Below are 17,234 nucleotides of genomic sequence, written 5' to 3' on the forward strand. Positions count from 1 at the left end.
CTCTCAGAATGCAGTTCGCTGGTATCAGTATTGGAACGTAGGAGAAAGTGAGTGACTAAAGTCGGTGGCAATGTGCGGCGTTCACTCGAGTTACTGGCATTTTGGGTGGTGAAGCTCATCGAATCATCTACTATTAATTAATACATAATCAATGAGTTAATTGATGGACCCACTAACGCAAGGTGTACTGGGCGCCTCCCTCTCTCTATCGGCGAGCAAAAAACAGCACTTACTCGCCGCTGGCTTTTTGGGGCTAATCGCTGGAATGGCACCCGATCTGGATGTATTGATTCGCTCTGAAAGCGATCCTTTACTCTTCTTAGAGTTCCACCGACAGTTTACCCATTCACTCTTTTTTATCCCTTTTGGCAGTCTCTTATGTGCTCTGGTTTTATACCCGCTATTTGGCAAAAAGCTCCAACTCTCATTTCAACAGAGCTGGCTTTATAGCGCACTTGGTTATAGCACTCACGCATTGTTAGATGCTTGTACCTCTTATGGTACTCAGCTGTTTTGGCCTTTAACCAATGAGCGTTACGCCTGGAATCTTGTGTCGGTGATTGATCCAGCCTTCTCCCTTCCCATATTGATATTGCTCGTCTTCGCAATACTAAAACGAAACGCTTGGCTAGCACGTATTGCCGTTATTTGGGCACTAACTTATCCCACGCTTGGCATGGTTCAAAGAGACAGAGCTGAAGCGCTAGGATGGCAACTCGCGAAAGAACGACAACACATACCGATTCGATTAGAAGCCAAGCCGACTTTCGCGAATATTTTGGTTTGGAAGGTCATTTACGAAACGGATGAGGAGTACCATGTTGATGCCATTCGAGTGGCTAGTTCAGTTAAAACCTATCCCGGAGAGACCATCGCAAAACTAAACCTAAGCCGGGATTTTCCTTGGCTCGACCTTAATTCACAACAAGGCAAAGACATTGAACGTTTCAGACAGTTTTCCAACGGCTTTCTAGCGATAGCCCCCGACGACGAACTCAATATCATAGATGTACGATATTCAATGGTACCAAATCAGTTCAATGCACTTTGGAGCGTCAAGCTGTCACCATCAGCGAGTGCGGACGACCATGTTGAATACGTGACACACCGTGACAATAGTACAGAATCGAGACAGATCTTTTCCGACATGCTATTCGATTTTTAACGAAACCAATAGAAAACTATCTTCTACTGATTCGTTTTTGGTCAATCAAAACGGTAGCTTTCAGGAATAACGACGACCCCATTTTCTGAAATATGAAAACGCTGAGCATCATCAGTAGGATTAAAACCAATTCTAGTATTAGGTGGGATCTTCACGTGTTTATCCACTATACAGTTTTGTAGTTGGCTATTTTTTCCGACCTCAACACCATCAAATAAGATGGAGTCAGCGATGGTTACCCCATCATTAATTCTCACGTTAGCAGATAGAATGGAATGATGAACGGAACCTCCAGAATTCACGACACCGTTAGCAATAATAGAGTTAATAAAAATACCTTCATTTCCCGTATCTGATGACACGGTTCTAGCCGGTGGGTATTGATGTTCGAAGGTTCTCACTGGCCAATTAGACTGATAAAGATCTATTGGGGGAACGGCCTCCAAAAGATCCATGTTTGCTTGATAGTATGAATCGATAGTTCCTACATCTCTCCAATAAGAGTCTCTACTAACGCGGCCTTGTACGTCACCAAATTGGTAGGCATAAACAGACTGCTTATCTATGAGCTTAGGAATGATATCTTTGCCAAAATCGTGGCTAGATAAATCATTCCCTGCATCTAACTCTAAACTTTCAACCAGCGCTTTCATTGAAAAAATATAGATGCCCATAGAAGCTAAACTTTTGGTTTTGTCCTTCGGTGTCGCTGGTGGGTTTTCTGGCTTTTCTTCGAAGGCCACAATTTTTCGTTCACTATCGGTGCCAACGCAACCAAACGCACTCGCTTCACGAATAGAGACTTCCATACACGCAATAGTAAGATCGGCCCCCGTTGCTTTGTGTTGAGCAAGCATAGGTTCATAGTCCATGCGGTAGATATGGTCGCCAGATAACACCACCACATATTCGGCTTCACTTCTGCCCAATAACCATAAGTTTTGGTAAATAGCATCTGCCGTTCCTTCATACCAATTTTCACCTTTACGCATTTGCGGCGGTACGGCTGTAATATATTCTCCAAGTTCTGGGTTGAAGATAGACCAGCCATCTCTCAGATGTTTTTGTAACGAATGCGATTTGTACTGAGTGAGAACAAGTACGCGTCGCAAACCTGAATGGAGACAGTTGGATAAAGTAAAATCAAGGATTCTGTATTTACCACCGAACGGTACGGCAGGCTTTGCTCTATTATCGGTAAGCGGAGACAGGCGAGAGCCCATACCTCCGGCAAGTATTATTGTGAGTGCATCTTGCATAGTCGTCATCCTTGATTCTGATTTAACATTTGGGGGAGATACTCAAATAAGCATCAAGAATTGGACCATTTATAATTCATTGGTTTTTATATGGTTTAGCTAAACTTAAATTTTCTCTGCACTATGTTGGTGAGCGCATATCAACACAAGAGCACCGAGTTGGTGCGTTTGCATTCGTCCTTTGCTAATTTCAACAGTCTTTGCGGTTAAACATATAGCTGCACTTATCACGTTCTGTATGCAGTTCCTCCCCTTTCCTGTTATCAACGTTGTGTTGAACTGCTGTGGTTGCTCAAGCATTGGTAAAAATTACCACAAAAACAAAAAGGCCTCGCAGTTGCGAGGCCTTTGATTTTCAATCTAATCAGAAGTGATTAGTCACGCAGTGAAGCACCGAACTTCTCAGATACGTGAGCAACGATAGCGTCAACCGCGCCAGCGATATCTGCATCTTCAAGCGTGCGCTCTACAGATTGTAGTGTTAGGGCGATAGCTAGGCTCTTCTTACCTTCTTCAACGCCTTTACCAACGTAAACGTCGAATAGTTTCGCGTCTTTCAGGAACTCACCACCTTGCTCTAGACACGCTGCAACGATGTCGCCAGAAGCCACTGCTTCGTCAACAACGACCGCGATGTCACGACGGTTTGATGGGAACTTAGAAAGCGCTACAGCTTCTGGAATCACTTTAGTGTTGATTGCTGACCACTCCACTTCGAATACGATAGTACGGCCGTTTAGACCAAACTTACGCTCAAGTTCTGGGTGAACGGTACCAATCACACCAACTTGCTTGCCATCAACGATGATAGCTGCAGATTGACCTGGGTGAAGCGCTGGGTTCGCTGCTTTATCTTCAGCAGATAGTGCTGCGAAAGAGTAAGCTGCTTCATTAGCTGTTAGCTCAAGAACCGCTTCTAGATCGCCTTTAAGGTCAAAGAAATCAACTGTGTTAGTTTCGATGTCCCAGTGCTCTTCGCTGCGAGTACCAGCGATAACACCTGCAAGCATAGGCTCTTGGCGCATACCGTTTTCAGCAGACTCACAAGGGATGAAACGTAGGCCGTATTCGAATAGACGAACGCGTGGCTGTTGACGTTTCTGGTTGTGAACCACAGTGTTTAGTAGACCTTGGATTAGGCCTAGGCGCATTGCTGACATATCCGCAGAGATTGGGAATGGCAGGATTAGCGGCTCAACACCTGGAACAACAAGCTTTTGCTGCTCTGGTTCAACGAAGCTGTAAGTGATTGCTTCTTGGTAACCACGGTCAACAAGCAGGTTACGAACGCGTTTTAGCGGAATGTTCGCTTCAACGTGGTCGTGCATCTTAAGTGCTGCCGCTGGGTTTTGGTTAGGGATGTTATCGTAGCCGTAGATACGACCTACTTCTTCAATTAGGTCTTGCTCGATTGCGATATCAAAACGCCATGTAGGTGCTGTTGCTGTCCAACCTGCGTCAGTTGTTTCAACTGTTAGGCCAAGACGCTCTAGGATTTCAACAACATCGCTATCAGCAATGTGGTGACCTAGTAGGCTGTCTAGCTTAGTGCGACGTAGTGATACTGTGTTTGCTTTTGGTAGGTCAGCTTCTGACTCTACTGCAACAACAGGCGCTACTTCACCGCCACAGATCTCAACTAGAAGCTCTGTTGCACGCTCCATTGCGCTAGCTTGTAGTGCGAAATCGACACCACGCTCAAAACGCATTGAAGAATCCGTGTGTAGACCGTAGCTACGAGCGCGTCCACGGATGTGGTCTGGTGCGAAGAATGCACACTCAAGTAGTACGTCTTTAGTCTCAGTCGTTACACCAGACTCTTCACCACCAAAGATACCCGCGATAGCAAGTGCTTTGTTGTGGTCTGCTACTACTAGAGTATCAGCGTTTAGCTCAGCTTCATTGCCGTCTAGAAGAGTAAGCTTTTCGCCCTGCTCTGCCATACGAACGACGATGCCACCTTCAATCTTAGCAAGATCGAATGCGTGCATTGGCTGGCCTTGCTCTAGCAGAACAAAGTTAGTGATATCTACAACTGGGTCGATAGAGCGGATACCACAGCGGCGCAGTTTTTCTTGCATCCAAAGTGGTGTTTCAGCTTGAACGTTTACGTTCTTAACCACACGGCCAAGGTAACGTGGACATGCTGCTGTCGCTTTCACTTCGATAGAAACTGTGTCGTCGATAGCTGGTGCTACTGCGTTTACTGCAGGCTCAGTAACGTCAGCACGGTTTAGAACGCCAACTTCACGCGCCATACCACGGATGCTGAAACAGTCCGCGCGGTTAGCCGTTAGGTCTACGTCTACTGTTACGTCGTCAAGACCTAGGAATTCGCGGAAATCAGTACCGATAACTGCGTCTTCTGCTAGCTCCATGATGCCATCTGATTCTACGTCGATGCCTAGTTCAGAGAATGAACACAGCATGCCGAGTGATGGTTGACCACGTAGTTTTGCTTTTTTGATTTTGAAATCGCCTGGTAGAACAGCACCAACAGTCGCTACAGCAACTTTGATACCTAGGCGGCAGTTAGATGCGCCACAAACGATGTCTAGAAGTTCTTCAGCGCCAACATCTACTTTAGTCACACGTAGTTTGTCAGCGTCTGGGTGTTGACCACACTCAACCACTTTACCTACTTTAACGCCAGTGAAAGAACCAGCAACAGGTAGTACGTCGTCTACTTCTAGACCCGCCATTGTGATTTGGTGTGTAAGTTCGTCAGTCGATACCGCAGGGTTTACCCACTCACGAAGCCAAGATTCGCTAAATTTCATAGTGATGTATCCCCTGGATTACTTGAACTGTTTTAGGAAACGAAGGTCGTTCTCGAAGAACGCACGAAGATCGTTTACGCCGTAACGAAGCATAGTTAGACGCTCAACGCCCATACCAAATGCGAAACCAGAGTACTTCTCAGGGTCGATGCCTACGCTGCGCAGTACGTTCGGGTGAACCATGCCACAACCTAGAACTTCAAGCCATTTGCCGTTCTTACCTTTCACGTCTACTTCTGCTGAAGGCTCAGTGAATGGGAAGTAAGAAGGACGGAAACGAACTTCAACTTCTTCTTCAAAGAAGTTACATAGGAAGTCGTGCAGAATGCCTTTTAGCTGTGCGAAGTTTACGTTTTCGTCTACTAGCATGCCTTCCACTTGGTGGAACATTGGCGTGTGCGTTTGGTCGTAGTCGTTACGGTAAACACGGCCCGGTGCGATGAAGCGGAATGGTGGTTTGCCATTTTCCATCGTACGGATCTGAACGCCAGACGTGTGAGTACGTAGCATTAGATCTGGGTTAAAGAAGAACGTGTCGTGGTCAGTACGCGCTGGGTGATCTTCTGCGATGTTTAGTGCATCAAAGTTATGGAATGCATCTTCAATCTCAGGACCAGACTCAGTGTTAAAGCCTAGCTCACCAAAGAACTGTTCAATACGCTCAACAGTACGAGTCACCGGGTGTAGACCACCGTTCTCGATACGACGACCTGGTAGAGTCACGTCGATTGTTTCTGCTGCTAGCTTCGCTTCTAGCTCTGCACGTTGTAGTGCATCTTTACGAGCTGCGATAGCTTGTTGAACAACGCCTTTCGCCTTGTTGATCTCTTGACCAGCTTCACGGCGTTCTTCTGGTGGTAGTTTACCTAGGCTTTGAAGTTGAGCCGTTAACTCACCTTTCTTACCTAGATACTGAACACGCACTTCATCAAGTGCAACTAACGAATCTGCTGCTTCAATAGCGGCGTTCGCGTTAGCAATGATCTCTTCTAGATGTTGCATCGTTTCCTCATCTACCTACACCTACATGCAATAGGCATAAGTGGTAGTGTCCATTCTGGGTTAAGCGCAAACTGCGATTACCCGACAGGGATCTTGGGTCTATAAATAGCTGTACATAGTAACGAATGACAAGGTCAAATCCAAATTGAAATCACGCTATTTACTGCCTTTGGGTAAAATTTCGGCTGAGCGCTTGATAAAAAGCCTTTTAGCACCCAGTTATTTAATCACTAAGCTGCATTATAAGGATTTAATATGACCGTTTTGATTGAGCCAATTCGCTGCGAGCAGGATGCGGAAATCCGCGCCATCATTAAAGCTGTGGGGGCTGAATTTGGTGCTGTTGGCGAAGGGTTTGGGCCTTCCGATCCTGAAGTTGATGCCATGAGCGCGCATTATATCGCTGACACTAAGAGCCTTTACTTAGTCGCAACGTTAGATGGCAAAATTGTTGGCGGTTGTGGAGTTGCCCCGTTCAATAACTCAGAGCAAGTTTGTGAGCTAAAAAAGCTATTCTTATTGCCGGAAAGCCGCGGATTAGGTCTAGGCAAAGCACTGAGTGAACAGTGCCTCTCCTTTGCAGCTGCGCAAGGGTTTAACGCCTGCTATCTAGACACGCTTTCTTCTATGACTTCGGCCATCAAGCTCTATGAGAAGCTTGGCTTTGAGCATCTCGATAAAGCGCTCGATGGCACAGAGCATGGTAAATGTGATGTATGGATGTTAAAGCAGCTTTAACTTTCTTGCTCAACTCGATTTCGACCTGCTGATTTCGCTTTATAAACTGCGTTATCAGCGGCTTTGATCAGATCGTTAAAGTCTGCCATCTCAGGCTTGCGCTCCCCGACTCCGACACTAATACTGCCACGCCACACACTTTCGCCAACCGGCACTAGCATTTGATTCACTTTGTGACGGACAAGCTCTGCGATATGCACCCCACCTTCCAGTTCCGTGTTCGGACATATAACAAAGAACTCGTCACCACCTAGGCGACATACTAAATCATCACTGCGGAACGAATCGGCGAGAGTTTGTGCAAGCTCAACCAGTAACCTGTCACCCGCGTCATGGCCTGCGGTGTCGTTGACTTGCTTAAAGTAATCAACGTCAATCATGATGCACACCAAAGGCTCGTCATTGTCTGCCGACTCCTGCCAATACGCTTTCAACTTACGAATCGCACAGCGGCGATTTGGAAGCTGAGTTAAGGAATCGGTTAAGGTCAATTCTTCTAGCTGTTTATTGGCTCGCGACAACTGCTTGGTTCGCTCTAGCACTTTATCTTCAAGACTCTGATTGAGTTCAAGCAGTTCCTTGTTTCGTTCGGAAACTTGCTCAAACAGTCCACTTAACGCTTTAAGTAAAGGTTCGGTTGAACTGTCTTGCTTTTTTTCTTCCGCTTCCCAAGCAATCTTAGGATCTACTCCTGATTCGATCTGTGCGACCTGACGAGACATGTTCTGGTCGATGCCCAAAATGTGGTAGGCCAACCAATGAATTAAAAAATTCAATAAGTGCTCAGAAGCCTTCTTGTTTTCTTCACTAATGAAGGCCTGCATACTGATGATGTCCGCCATGAAAGCGCGGTGGATCTTGATATGCTCTTCGATGTGCTTCTCATACACACCAACACTGCGCATCAGTGCTTCTTCTTCCTTGAAGTGAAATTCAGCGTAACGAGACAACTCAAACAGAGCCATACGAATATCATGCAAAGAAATATTGTTCTCAGCGATTAACGCCCCGTAACGATTGATGATCCCGACAAGATACTGATGCTGTTCATCCACGTCGTGAATACCTGTTTCGTAGCAGCTATCCCATTCAAATGACTTCATTGACCAATACCTTTAGATGTTCCCGCTAGAACTATTCATTAAGTCTAGCAGTTTATAATTACCCTTATCATTATGAGGATTTTACATATTTAGCAGACAAATCTAAGTGGCAAGAAACAAAAAAGGGAGCTGGATCAGCCCCCTTTATTTGGAATCGATGTCACGCATCACGTTTTATCAAAAGTAGTACTGCAATGAAAACTCAATAAAGTCGTCTTTTCGCGCGAAATAGAGTAGGTCATCCGGCGTTTCATTTTCAAACAACCAGCCATTCACCGTCCAAGACAGATGATTGGTTAACCGGCTTGAAGCCTCCAGTTTTGCACTGTATACGTCACTATTATCAAGGTCTTGACTGATACCAAACAAAACCTCAGTGCTGTCTTCATCATTTAGCGCCAGTCGAGTGCCAGCAAAAAGATCATTCTGGCCGACCGACTGGGCGTTATTACCGCGGCTGTCATACAAATACTCCGCTATCAGACCTATATCCCATACCGTGTCGAACGCCCCGACTATGGTGTATTCAAAGCCGCCAACAACACCCGTATGGTGGTCAAAACTGTCGCGATAAATGCTCTCTATTTTCCACAACCAATCACCGACAATGCCTTGAATATCAACCCCAACTTGCTTGGCTTGCGAATAATAAGGTTTTAACTCGTTGCCATGAATTTGATAATAAGGGTCCCGGTTGGTACCTTGGAAATAACTCAAACCAAAATCCCAATCGCCTAACATTTGTGAGTATCGGACGGCGTAGTCGATGTGGTTTTCTTCCCGAGAGGATTCATAGAGCGCATCACTTGATACCGGAACCGTTGGCCTTAATCGACCGTCAACGCCGGCAAAGGTACGCTCTCGAAAATAGGGCAAGATCATCGCATCAACAGTGCCCCACTCCTTGATTGAGGTGAAATGTACCATCGGCTGACCGAGTTTATCTTCCCCATCGACCGACTCAATAGCGTCGGTCTGGTTAACGACATCGACAAGATGAGCAGACTCGGTAACGCCCCAAAAGACCTTGCCGATGCCTGCACGCAGCTCGTAGTCGTCCCAATAGGTGAGGTATAGCGCCTCACGAATATCACCATGGCTGCGCTTCTCGTCCAAGCTATCTAAGCGATAAAACGGCGTAAAGGTAAAATCGACTGAATCCCCAAGTTCCCAATACAATTCAGGCTGAAATACTATCGAACTTTGCCCTTTATCTTGTCCCTGTAAACCGCGGTCGGCAAATTGGCGATGCTCTACATTAATTTGCCCCGACAACTCAACTGCGTGACATTGTAACGCCATCACAGTGAGCAATGTGCTGGCCGTTAGCCGACCAGCTAGATTGATGACAGCTTTCATAGCACCTCTACTTCACACGTTTAAGGACGTTCTTTTCGAAATCTTTTTCATTCAGCCCCGTTTGGAAATCCAACAGGCTGGTTGTTAGCAAGGTACTTTTTCCCGTTTGGTGATTGACCATAGCCATGCTGTGAGCACGCCAATATTTATCAAGGTACTGTTTGTAGTCATCAAACTTGAGCGTTTTGAGCAATGTGCCTTTACGATCATAAAACTCGACCTGAAGCGGGCGATAATACTCAGTGTCGAGCCAGACCAGTTGCTTGGTGTAACCGGAGTTTTTATCCGTTGGCGTTTGCTCTAATAGATAGGTCGTGACGCCATTAAGTTCTTGATTGCCTATATGGTTGAAGGTGTATTTTTCAAGCTCAAACGAGCTGAGATCTTCATAGGCGAATTCACTGCCCATAAACGGACCAGATTTATTGCGCGATGAGATACGTTTAACCCGTTTTAGAGCCGGAAGGTAGAGCCACTGGTCATCCGCTTCCACACTGTGCGAGTGATTGAGAAACGCGGTTCCTTTCACATCACGTGGTTGATCGAAAATAGTCAGTCCCTTGTCGCCATCATTCGCCACCTCAAACGACTTCAAACGCATTTCTCGGGTGCTACTTTCACCTTGAGCATTTTTCAAAATCATCTGCATGGTGGCAACAGAGTCCCCCCACCCCTCGTCACGCGCTTTACGTTCCTTGGCGATCTCCAGCCCTTTCTCTGGTGATGCATAACTTTGACTGCTAAGGGCTAACAAAGCTGTTAGCGCGATGGTTTTGATTATTGAGCTGTCTTTTATGTTCATCGTGACATCCTTTTAACTTTGTAATTGAGTCGTTGCTGGAGTAGTTGTTGCTGGATTAGTTGTTGCACTCGAGGTCTGCGGCTCGTCTTGGCTATAGCTCGCGGTATCAAACTTCATCAGCAGTGCTGGCAGGAAAACGAAATCAACCACTAAGGCAATGAAGATAACGATCGCACTGAGCTGCCCCATATCAGCGTTGAGTCTGAAGCTCGACATCGCCAATACCGAGAAACCCGCAACTAGAACGACGGTAGTGATCCACAATGCACGACCTACGGTGTGGAAAGCGTAACGAACCGCTTCTTCAGCGCTTTGCCCTTGCTTACGCGCTCGCTGATATTTGGAGAGGAAGTGCACCGAATCATCCACCACGATGCCAAGCGTTAACGTCACTACCACCGACAGACCAAGGTTGATTTCACCAGAGAACAGCGCCCATAGACCAAAACCAATGATTGCTGGAGCCATGTTCGGTACCACACTAATGATGCCGAGCCTTAGTGAGCGCAGCGAGAAAATCATTAATGCAGAAATCAAAATCAGTGTGATTGGTAAGGTCGCCAACATACTTTCCATGTTGGTTTCGCCAATGTGGGCAAACATCAAGGTTGGGCTCGACGCGACAACCTCATACTGCGGCGCGTGTTGGTTAAACCAAGCGTAAATACGATTTTCAAGATCAACCATCTCGACGCTGCCAAGGTTAGCGACAGTAGCGACCATTTTGATCGAAGACTTATCAACATTGATCTGGTTATTAAGGTCAAGGCCATACGGCAGCGACATTTCATACAACAGCAGGTATTGCGCAGCTAACTCTCGGTCCAGTGGCAGGGTGTAGTAGCTGTTCTCATCGCCATGCATGTTTTTGTTCAAACGCTTGTACACATCCGATAGCGTCGCAACGTGATCCGTTTCTGGTTGATCACGCAGCCATTTGGAAAACTCACCAATAGTCTGCAAATAGGTAGGATCCGCAATACCCTGAGATTCATTGCTTTTGACCACGATATTGATGTTGCTCATACCGCTGATGCGCTCTTCCATAAAATCAGCCGCTCGGCGGAACTCACTACGAGAATCAAAATATTTGACAGATTCATCATTGATTTTATTAAGCGGTAACAAGCTTGCAGAGACAGCAATCACCATCGCAGAGACAGGCAGCAGTACTTTTCTGTTTCGAACCACCCAATCACCTAGCTTGTCCATTACATCACTAGGCTCTGGGTTGTGAGCATCAACCGCTTTGACTTTAATCGGCAAGATTCTAAGCATTGCTGGCAGCATAGATAGTGACAGTAGACAGGCGATCATCACGCCAAGGGCGGCCAAGTTACCGAAGTCTCGCAGCACCGGAGAGTCAGACATATTCATCATCAAAAAGCCGATTGCGGTCGTGATAGAGGTAATAACAATAGGCATAAAGTTAACGCTGACACTTTGATCAATCGCGTAGCGTTTGCTGTGGCCAAGCTTCATGTTTTGGCGCATCGTTGCGATGACATGAACACAGTCGGCAACAGCCAGCGTCATCACTAAGGTTGGGATATTGACCGTAGCGGTGCTAAGAAACATGCCTGCCCAGCCAGAAAGACCCATAGTTGCCGCGACTGAACCGATAATAACGATAAGAGTTGCCACTACGCTCAGCACGGAGCGCAACATCAAGGTTAAGAACAGCAAGATGACCAGCAACATAGTCGGAACCAGAGTCGAACTATCATCTTGCGCAGCAACCATAAAGGCATGGTTCATCGCAATGATCCCTGCCTTATGGAACTCTACATCTGGATATTCAGCTTGGTATTGCGCGATCATTTGATTCACTGCTGCCACAACTTCAAGTACTTCAGCGGTTTCATCAATTTCCGGCAGTTGCATGGTAATGTTTACCACCGACACATCACCTTTTTCTGAGACCAGAGAATGTTTGATAACCGGTTCAGAGAGCGCAATTTGTTTCACTTTGGCGATGCGTTCAGGTGTCAGGAGATACTCATCAAGCAAGAGATCTTCAACAATCAGGTCGTCTTCGGTTGCTTCGGTATGTTGATAGTTTGCCAACGAGTCAACACGGCTAGAATATGGGACTTGCCAAGCATCTTGAGTAAGACGCTGAATGAGGGTTAAGGTTTCTGGCTCAAAGACGTTGCCACTTTTAGGCGCAATAACAATGGCGAGGTTATCTGACTTTGCAAAGGTGGTTTGAATCTCATCAAACGCTCTTAACTGGGCATTTTCGCCATCAAAGAAAATATTGTAGTCGCCTCTAAAATAGAGGTTTTTGCCGCCAATGGTGGCCGCAACAACCATCAGCATAGTTAGAAGTAACACCCACCAACTTAAACGAGTGGGCATTGTTAGCCAATTAGAGGGCTGTTTTGAGGTTATTTGTCTGGTATTCATCACACTCTCCGTTTGTGACGTTTCGTCAAAATTCATTACTTAAAAACCAGCAAGTGCTGGTATTTAAGTAACAAAACTCAAATGAAAGACCGAACCAAAGTTCGAGTGTCATTTATTGACGATTCGTCACAAACGTTGCTTTAAAAAGCCCAATAGGGCTTTTTAGTCAGAGTGTTTAGCGGCCGACAGACTGTAGATATTCGACCTCTTGAGCAAACAATTCTTGCTCTACTCTTTGCCAAGTCTTGCGGTAATCCCACTCAGTGGAGAGTGGTTTCCAGCTAAGACCATCAAGCAACATATTCGCATTATGTAAAACAGAAAATGGGTCTTGAAGACGGTGAATACAATGACTATTAGAAGCATTCTGCGTTAAAGCGTTAGAGCCGAAAGCAATCGACCAGTTAGCAAATACTATCGCATCTGAGCCTATTCCTGGTGAATACTTTAAGTCACCTTGCTCCACTGCAAAATTGACCAGTTGATCTGCGCTGCTAATCACCTGTTCTTCTAATTCATTGAGTTCTTTTACTCGCTCTGGGGATGCTTTTTCGAGTACCCATGGGCTCTTAGCCATGATGGCACACGTTGAAAGCACTGGCTCCATACGCGCATAGATTCGATAACCTACGTGCATCGCCACGATTTTCTCACGAGTGCTACCTTCAAATTCGGCAGCTCTAGCGAACAATATCGCTTCACTTTTTAGTGAGTGAATACACAAAGCGAGGATCACATCTTCTTTGCTACAAAAATGATTATAGATAGTCCCTTTCGAGTAGGCACTCGCCGCAGTCAACTTATCCATAGACAAGTTACTCCAGCCCTGCTCTTGCACTAATGATTTAGCTAACAGGGTAAGCTCTACTTCTCTATCTGCAATCGCCTGCTGCTTTTTGGATTTACCAAAACTGCACCCAGAGCGTTCACTCTTATCACTTTTTTTACAGCCAAAGCCAAACATGATCAATCAATCCGTTTCAGTCCATTACTCCTTAACATGCTAATTGTAACACGAATAACGACGACGTGATAAATCACTTTTGTGACGCATCGTCATTTTTGACACTTCGTCATAATAGCGCACATATTGATCAATTCAAGCGAATTTATAAAAAACATTTATGACAGCTATAAATTCTCACTAATGCTACTCTTTGTGCAGCAAGATGTTTAAAGGGAGTTAACGATGAAACATTGGGTCTACTTGGCGGCGATATCACTGATGGTCTCTTTCACTGCACACGCCAGCAACTGGAATGGTGAGGTATTAGCCGAAGGGCTTAACGTGCCGTGGGGCTTAAGTTACGTTGGCAACAACCGCGTGTTGGTCAGTGAAAAAGATGGCACTGTTGGCCTTCTGAACCTCAACAATAACAGTTACTCAGCCATTGGTTCACACCCTAATGTGCGTGTTTCTGGGCAAGGAGGACTACTCGACATTACCCAATCCCCTTTTGATCATCAACAGATCTATTTCACCTACGCCAAACAAGTGGGCAAAGCCATTGAAACGACCTTGAGCACGGCCAAGTTCACTCAGGGTCAATTGTCCGAATGGCGAGATTTGCTTACTACTCACTCGGGTTCAGACGGCGGACGCCATTTCGGCAGTCGAATTACCTTTGACAATCAATCACTCTATTTTAGCGTCGGGGACCGTGGCGAGCGCAGCAATGGGCAGAACTTAGCAACCCATGCAGGAACGATTTTGCGCGTCACCCCAGCGGGTCAAGCAGTAGCGGATAACCCATTTGTCGCTGATGGCGGCGTGAAACCGGAGATATGGAGTTATGGCCACCGTAATCCTCAAGGGCTATTTTTTGATAAAGCAAAGAATCAACTGTGGTCAATTGAACACGGACCAAGAGGGGGCGATGAAATCAACCTAATTGAGAAAGGCGCAAACTACGGCTGGCCGCTCACATCACATGGTAAGGAATACTGGGGACCGATAAAGGTTGGTGAAGCGCAAGAAAAAGAAGGCATAAATGCACCGAAGAAGGTGTATGTTCCCTCAATTGCTCCGGGATCGTTGATTCTTTATCGAGGAGATACGCATCCTCAGTTGAATGGCAAGCTGCTCGCTGGCGCTTTGAAGCTCACACATATCAATATTCTTACCTTGCAAGGCAATGAAGTGGTATCCGAACAACGCATACTAGAGCAGTTAGGTGAGCGAATCAGAGATATAGAAACTCTGCCAAATGGTGAGATAATATTCAGCACCGATAGCGGCAAGATCTATCGCTTAACTGGCGGCCAATAGTCAATACACCACAGTATTAACCGTTAGGATTAACTTGGCGTATCTGCACTCTCTGCCTTGCTACCAGACCATGTCGCTTGATTTCGGCCGTTCTGTTTACCAACATAGAGTGCTTTGTCAGCGACATTAAACATCGACTCTTGCAGTTCTCTATGGGTGATGAAATGTGTGTTGATATCCTGCAATGTAGCCACTGAGCCGCCTAACGTTATCGTCAGTGTGCCATAGGGCTGATTGCCTTCATGAGTGACATTTAAGCCTTCAATCTCTTTTCTTAACCGCTCAGTAAAGTTGATCAACTGATTCATTTCAGGTCGAGCGCAAAGTAGTACAAACTCTTCCCCACCATAACGGAACGCCAAATCGGTATCCCTTGCAAGCTCATTCATCTTTGAGCCGACAAGTGACAGAGCGTTATCCCCTTCAGTATGGCCATAGACATCGTTAAATGCTTTAAAATTATCGACATCACACACAATCAGGCCAACATATTGGCCTTTGGAAAGGTGGTGCTTTAAAAATGGAATCGCGGTGCGTGAATATTTGTAACGTGAGCCTAGACCCGTCAATGGATCGGTATCCGACCGCGTACGAAGGATATTAAGCTGGTGATCCAACTTCTTCAATAGTCCTTGGTAAGCTCGTGCCAGCTGGCCTATTTCATCACTTCTATCCAATTCTTTTAATGTATTGAGATTCTCACTGGTGTTGTCGGAACGCATGTGATTAGCCAATGATTTGAGTGGAGACACAATCCAATGAGAAACCCAACCAATCAGCACTAATGAAATGGCCAGTGCAACTATCGCCTCGGCAATGATCTCTTCAACCAATGAGTGTTGTAAGGCAGTAAGCTCGCTTGCATCAAAGACCGCCCATACCTCACCACCATTTTTGTTTCTCAACGGCAGCACAATATTCAAGGTACAAAGCTCTTCATCTAGGTAATAGCTTTCGTTATTCACTGGCGATTTTTGCCAAGGAATATAGATGTTCTGAGAAACAAAGATACTCTCTGCAACCGCTTCATATTCGCGCTTGACCCTATTTTGAATGAACTTAAGCTTTTTATGCCGAACCGCATTCGCAGGATCTGTTGTCTCAATCTGAGCTTTTAAGTCCGAGAGTTTACTCTCCAATTTGTGCAGCTCTTCTTGGCTCACATCCGCTCGCCACAGGTACTCTAGGCGCTTAAAGTAACTGACATGAATTGTCTGCGCGGAATAATCGGACGTTCCAGTAATATCGAGAAACTCTAGATCATCAATAGATGCAAACAAGTCTTTGGTCGCCGGCATGGTTAAATTGGCATAGTTGATACCGGCAACTGACGTGGAAATGAACGAGATATGAGGTGCAAGCGTGAGCTTAGCTAAACTGGCGGAGTACTCTACGTGCCTGTTCCACTCACTCTGGTATCGGGTATAGCTGAAGCCCGATACAAGTATCAACACTAAAAGAAGATGCGATACGACCAACATTTGGTTGATCGAGAGCTTCTTCACTAGCCTTTTAGGTAACTTTCGGAACTTCAAGAAAGCAATCACTCACTGTACACATCTAAAACAGGCTCAGCACATGTTCCATTGATACAGATATCTTTATAGGTTGTGTGGCAGCTTTGGCAGAAGGTCGGCTGTAAGGTCGGGTGTTGATGGCTAATATCTTCTCCTTGGCGGTTATAGCTACCATACACGGCTTCTCCGCCAATATGCTCTGTTACCCAGACAATACCTTGTGCTTCCGACACAGCGACAGCAGTCGGGCCATCACTATAAGGACCATGAGTTTGGTACTCGGCTAATTTGTTCGGGTTAACCCTAATCGTTAGCGGCGAGCCCAAGCCATTATTAATCCAACTGTATGCCCTTACGGACTCTTGAATAAATAATGATGTATCGGGAGGTAAAACCGCATCGGCAGGTAAATTTGCTGACTCTTTTACTACCGGCCAATCGAGAAAGTTTTTTGGAAAAGAAGCAATCGATTCGGCTTTCGCTGGTAGGACAATCAAAGCAGTGACGAATAGAGACATTGCCAATAATCCTTTGGGTCTACTCATCCACATTTACCTCACTGATTTGTGTCATTGTCATTATATATTTTGGTCATTTTATTTGATTTAAAAATAAAATCACTAAAAAGTATGAACAAAAATCGATCTAGATGGGTATAAATAGGACAATACTCATTAAGGATTAAACATTAAGCACTAGTTTAAAAGGCAGAAGGCCATAAACGCAAAAACCCCAGCATTTCTGCTGGGGTTTTAAATTTGGAGCGACACACGAGGTTCGAACTCGTGACCTCAACCTTGGCAAGGTTGCGCTCTACCAACTGAGCTAGTG

13 protein-coding genes are annotated in these 17,234 nt (G+C 45.7%); 3 read left to right on the plus strand and 10 right to left on the minus strand.

Annotation, left to right across the window (positions count from 1 at the left end):
- Window positions 1-163 precede the first annotated feature (163 nt).
- Window positions 164-1,165 carry a metal-dependent hydrolase gene (locus ACHUFZ_RS20025; RefSeq protein ID WP_394128532.1) on the plus strand — a complete coding sequence of 334 codons (1,002 nt, stop codon included), beginning with the start codon at window positions 164-166 and terminating at the stop codon, window positions 1,163-1,165.
- A gap of 41 nt (window positions 1,166-1,206) precedes the next feature.
- On the opposite strand, the gene glgC is transcribed toward ACHUFZ_RS20025, so the two are convergent.
- The 3 genes from glgC to pheS form a co-directional block, all read right to left on the minus strand.
- Window positions 1,207-2,433, minus strand: coding sequence for a glucose-1-phosphate adenylyltransferase (glgC, locus tag ACHUFZ_RS20030; RefSeq protein WP_394128533.1), 1,227 nt, complete (start codon window positions 2,431-2,433; stop codon window positions 1,207-1,209).
- A 365-nt stretch (window positions 2,434-2,798) separates the two neighbouring features.
- Window positions 2,799-5,204, minus strand: a complete 2,406-nt coding sequence (pheT, locus tag ACHUFZ_RS20035; RefSeq protein WP_394128534.1) for a phenylalanine--tRNA ligase subunit beta — start codon at window positions 5,202-5,204, stop codon at window positions 2,799-2,801.
- An 18-nt stretch (window positions 5,205-5,222) separates the two neighbouring features.
- Complete coding sequence (gene pheS, locus ACHUFZ_RS20040; RefSeq protein WP_004413586.1) at window positions 5,223-6,206, minus strand: phenylalanine--tRNA ligase subunit alpha; 984 nt, start codon at window positions 6,204-6,206, stop codon at window positions 5,223-5,225.
- Window positions 6,207-6,461: 255 nt separating this feature from the next.
- On the opposite strand from pheS, the gene ACHUFZ_RS20045 reads away from it, so the two are divergent.
- Entirely contained in the window at window positions 6,462-6,944 is a 483-nt protein-coding gene (locus ACHUFZ_RS20045) for a GNAT family N-acetyltransferase (protein ID WP_394128535.1), read from the plus strand.
- On the opposite strand, the gene ACHUFZ_RS20050 is transcribed toward ACHUFZ_RS20045, so the two are convergent.
- The 5 genes from ACHUFZ_RS20050 to ACHUFZ_RS20070 form a co-directional block, all read right to left on the minus strand.
- Window positions 6,941-8,047 carry a GGDEF domain-containing protein gene (locus ACHUFZ_RS20050; protein ID WP_394128536.1) on the minus strand — a complete coding sequence of 369 codons (1,107 nt, stop codon included), beginning with the start codon at window positions 8,045-8,047 and terminating at the stop codon, window positions 6,941-6,943. The two genes, ACHUFZ_RS20045 and ACHUFZ_RS20050, sit on opposite strands and share 4 nt — an antisense overlap.
- A 177-nt stretch (window positions 8,048-8,224) precedes the next feature.
- On the minus strand, window positions 8,225-9,406 hold the full coding sequence (locus tag ACHUFZ_RS20055; RefSeq protein ID WP_394128537.1) for a hypothetical protein: 1,182 nt from the start codon (window positions 9,404-9,406) through the stop codon (window positions 8,225-8,227).
- Between the two features lie 7 nt (window positions 9,407-9,413).
- Window positions 9,414-10,208 carry an outer membrane lipoprotein-sorting protein gene (locus ACHUFZ_RS20060; RefSeq protein ID WP_394128538.1) on the minus strand — a complete coding sequence of 265 codons (795 nt, stop codon included), beginning with the start codon at window positions 10,206-10,208 and terminating at the stop codon, window positions 9,414-9,416.
- A gap of 12 nt (window positions 10,209-10,220) precedes the next feature.
- Window positions 10,221-12,617: an efflux RND transporter permease subunit gene (locus tag ACHUFZ_RS20065; RefSeq protein WP_394128539.1), complete on the minus strand. Its 2,397-nt coding sequence runs from the start codon at window positions 12,615-12,617 to the stop codon at window positions 10,221-10,223.
- A 175-nt stretch (window positions 12,618-12,792) separates the two neighbouring features.
- Window positions 12,793-13,581 (minus strand): TetR/AcrR family transcriptional regulator, encoded by a 789-nt coding sequence (locus ACHUFZ_RS20070; protein ID WP_004413580.1) that lies wholly within the window; start codon window positions 13,579-13,581, stop codon window positions 12,793-12,795.
- A 225-nt stretch (window positions 13,582-13,806) separates the two neighbouring features.
- On the opposite strand from ACHUFZ_RS20070, the gene ACHUFZ_RS20075 reads away from it, so the two are divergent.
- Window positions 13,807-14,886 (plus strand): PQQ-dependent sugar dehydrogenase, encoded by a 1,080-nt coding sequence (locus tag ACHUFZ_RS20075; RefSeq protein WP_394128540.1) that lies wholly within the window; start codon window positions 13,807-13,809, stop codon window positions 14,884-14,886.
- A gap of 29 nt (window positions 14,887-14,915) precedes the next feature.
- Here ACHUFZ_RS20075 and ACHUFZ_RS20080 read toward each other — a convergent pair whose 3' ends face one another.
- Both ACHUFZ_RS20080 and ACHUFZ_RS20085 read right to left on the minus strand, forming a co-directional pair.
- The gene (locus ACHUFZ_RS20080; RefSeq protein ID WP_394128541.1) at window positions 14,916-16,421 is read right to left on the minus strand and encodes a sensor domain-containing diguanylate cyclase; all 1,506 of its coding nucleotides are present in this window, start codon (window positions 16,419-16,421) and stop codon (window positions 14,916-14,918) included.
- Between the two features lie 8 nt (window positions 16,422-16,429).
- Entirely contained in the window at window positions 16,430-16,921 is a 492-nt protein-coding gene (locus ACHUFZ_RS20085) for a hypothetical protein (RefSeq protein WP_394128542.1), read from the minus strand.
- Between the last annotated feature and the right edge of the window lie 313 nt (window positions 16,922-17,234).

The sequence above is a fragment of the Vibrio hepatarius genome, assembly GCF_043642085.1.
GTDB lineage: Bacteria > Pseudomonadota > Gammaproteobacteria > Enterobacterales > Vibrionaceae > Vibrio > Vibrio hepatarius_C.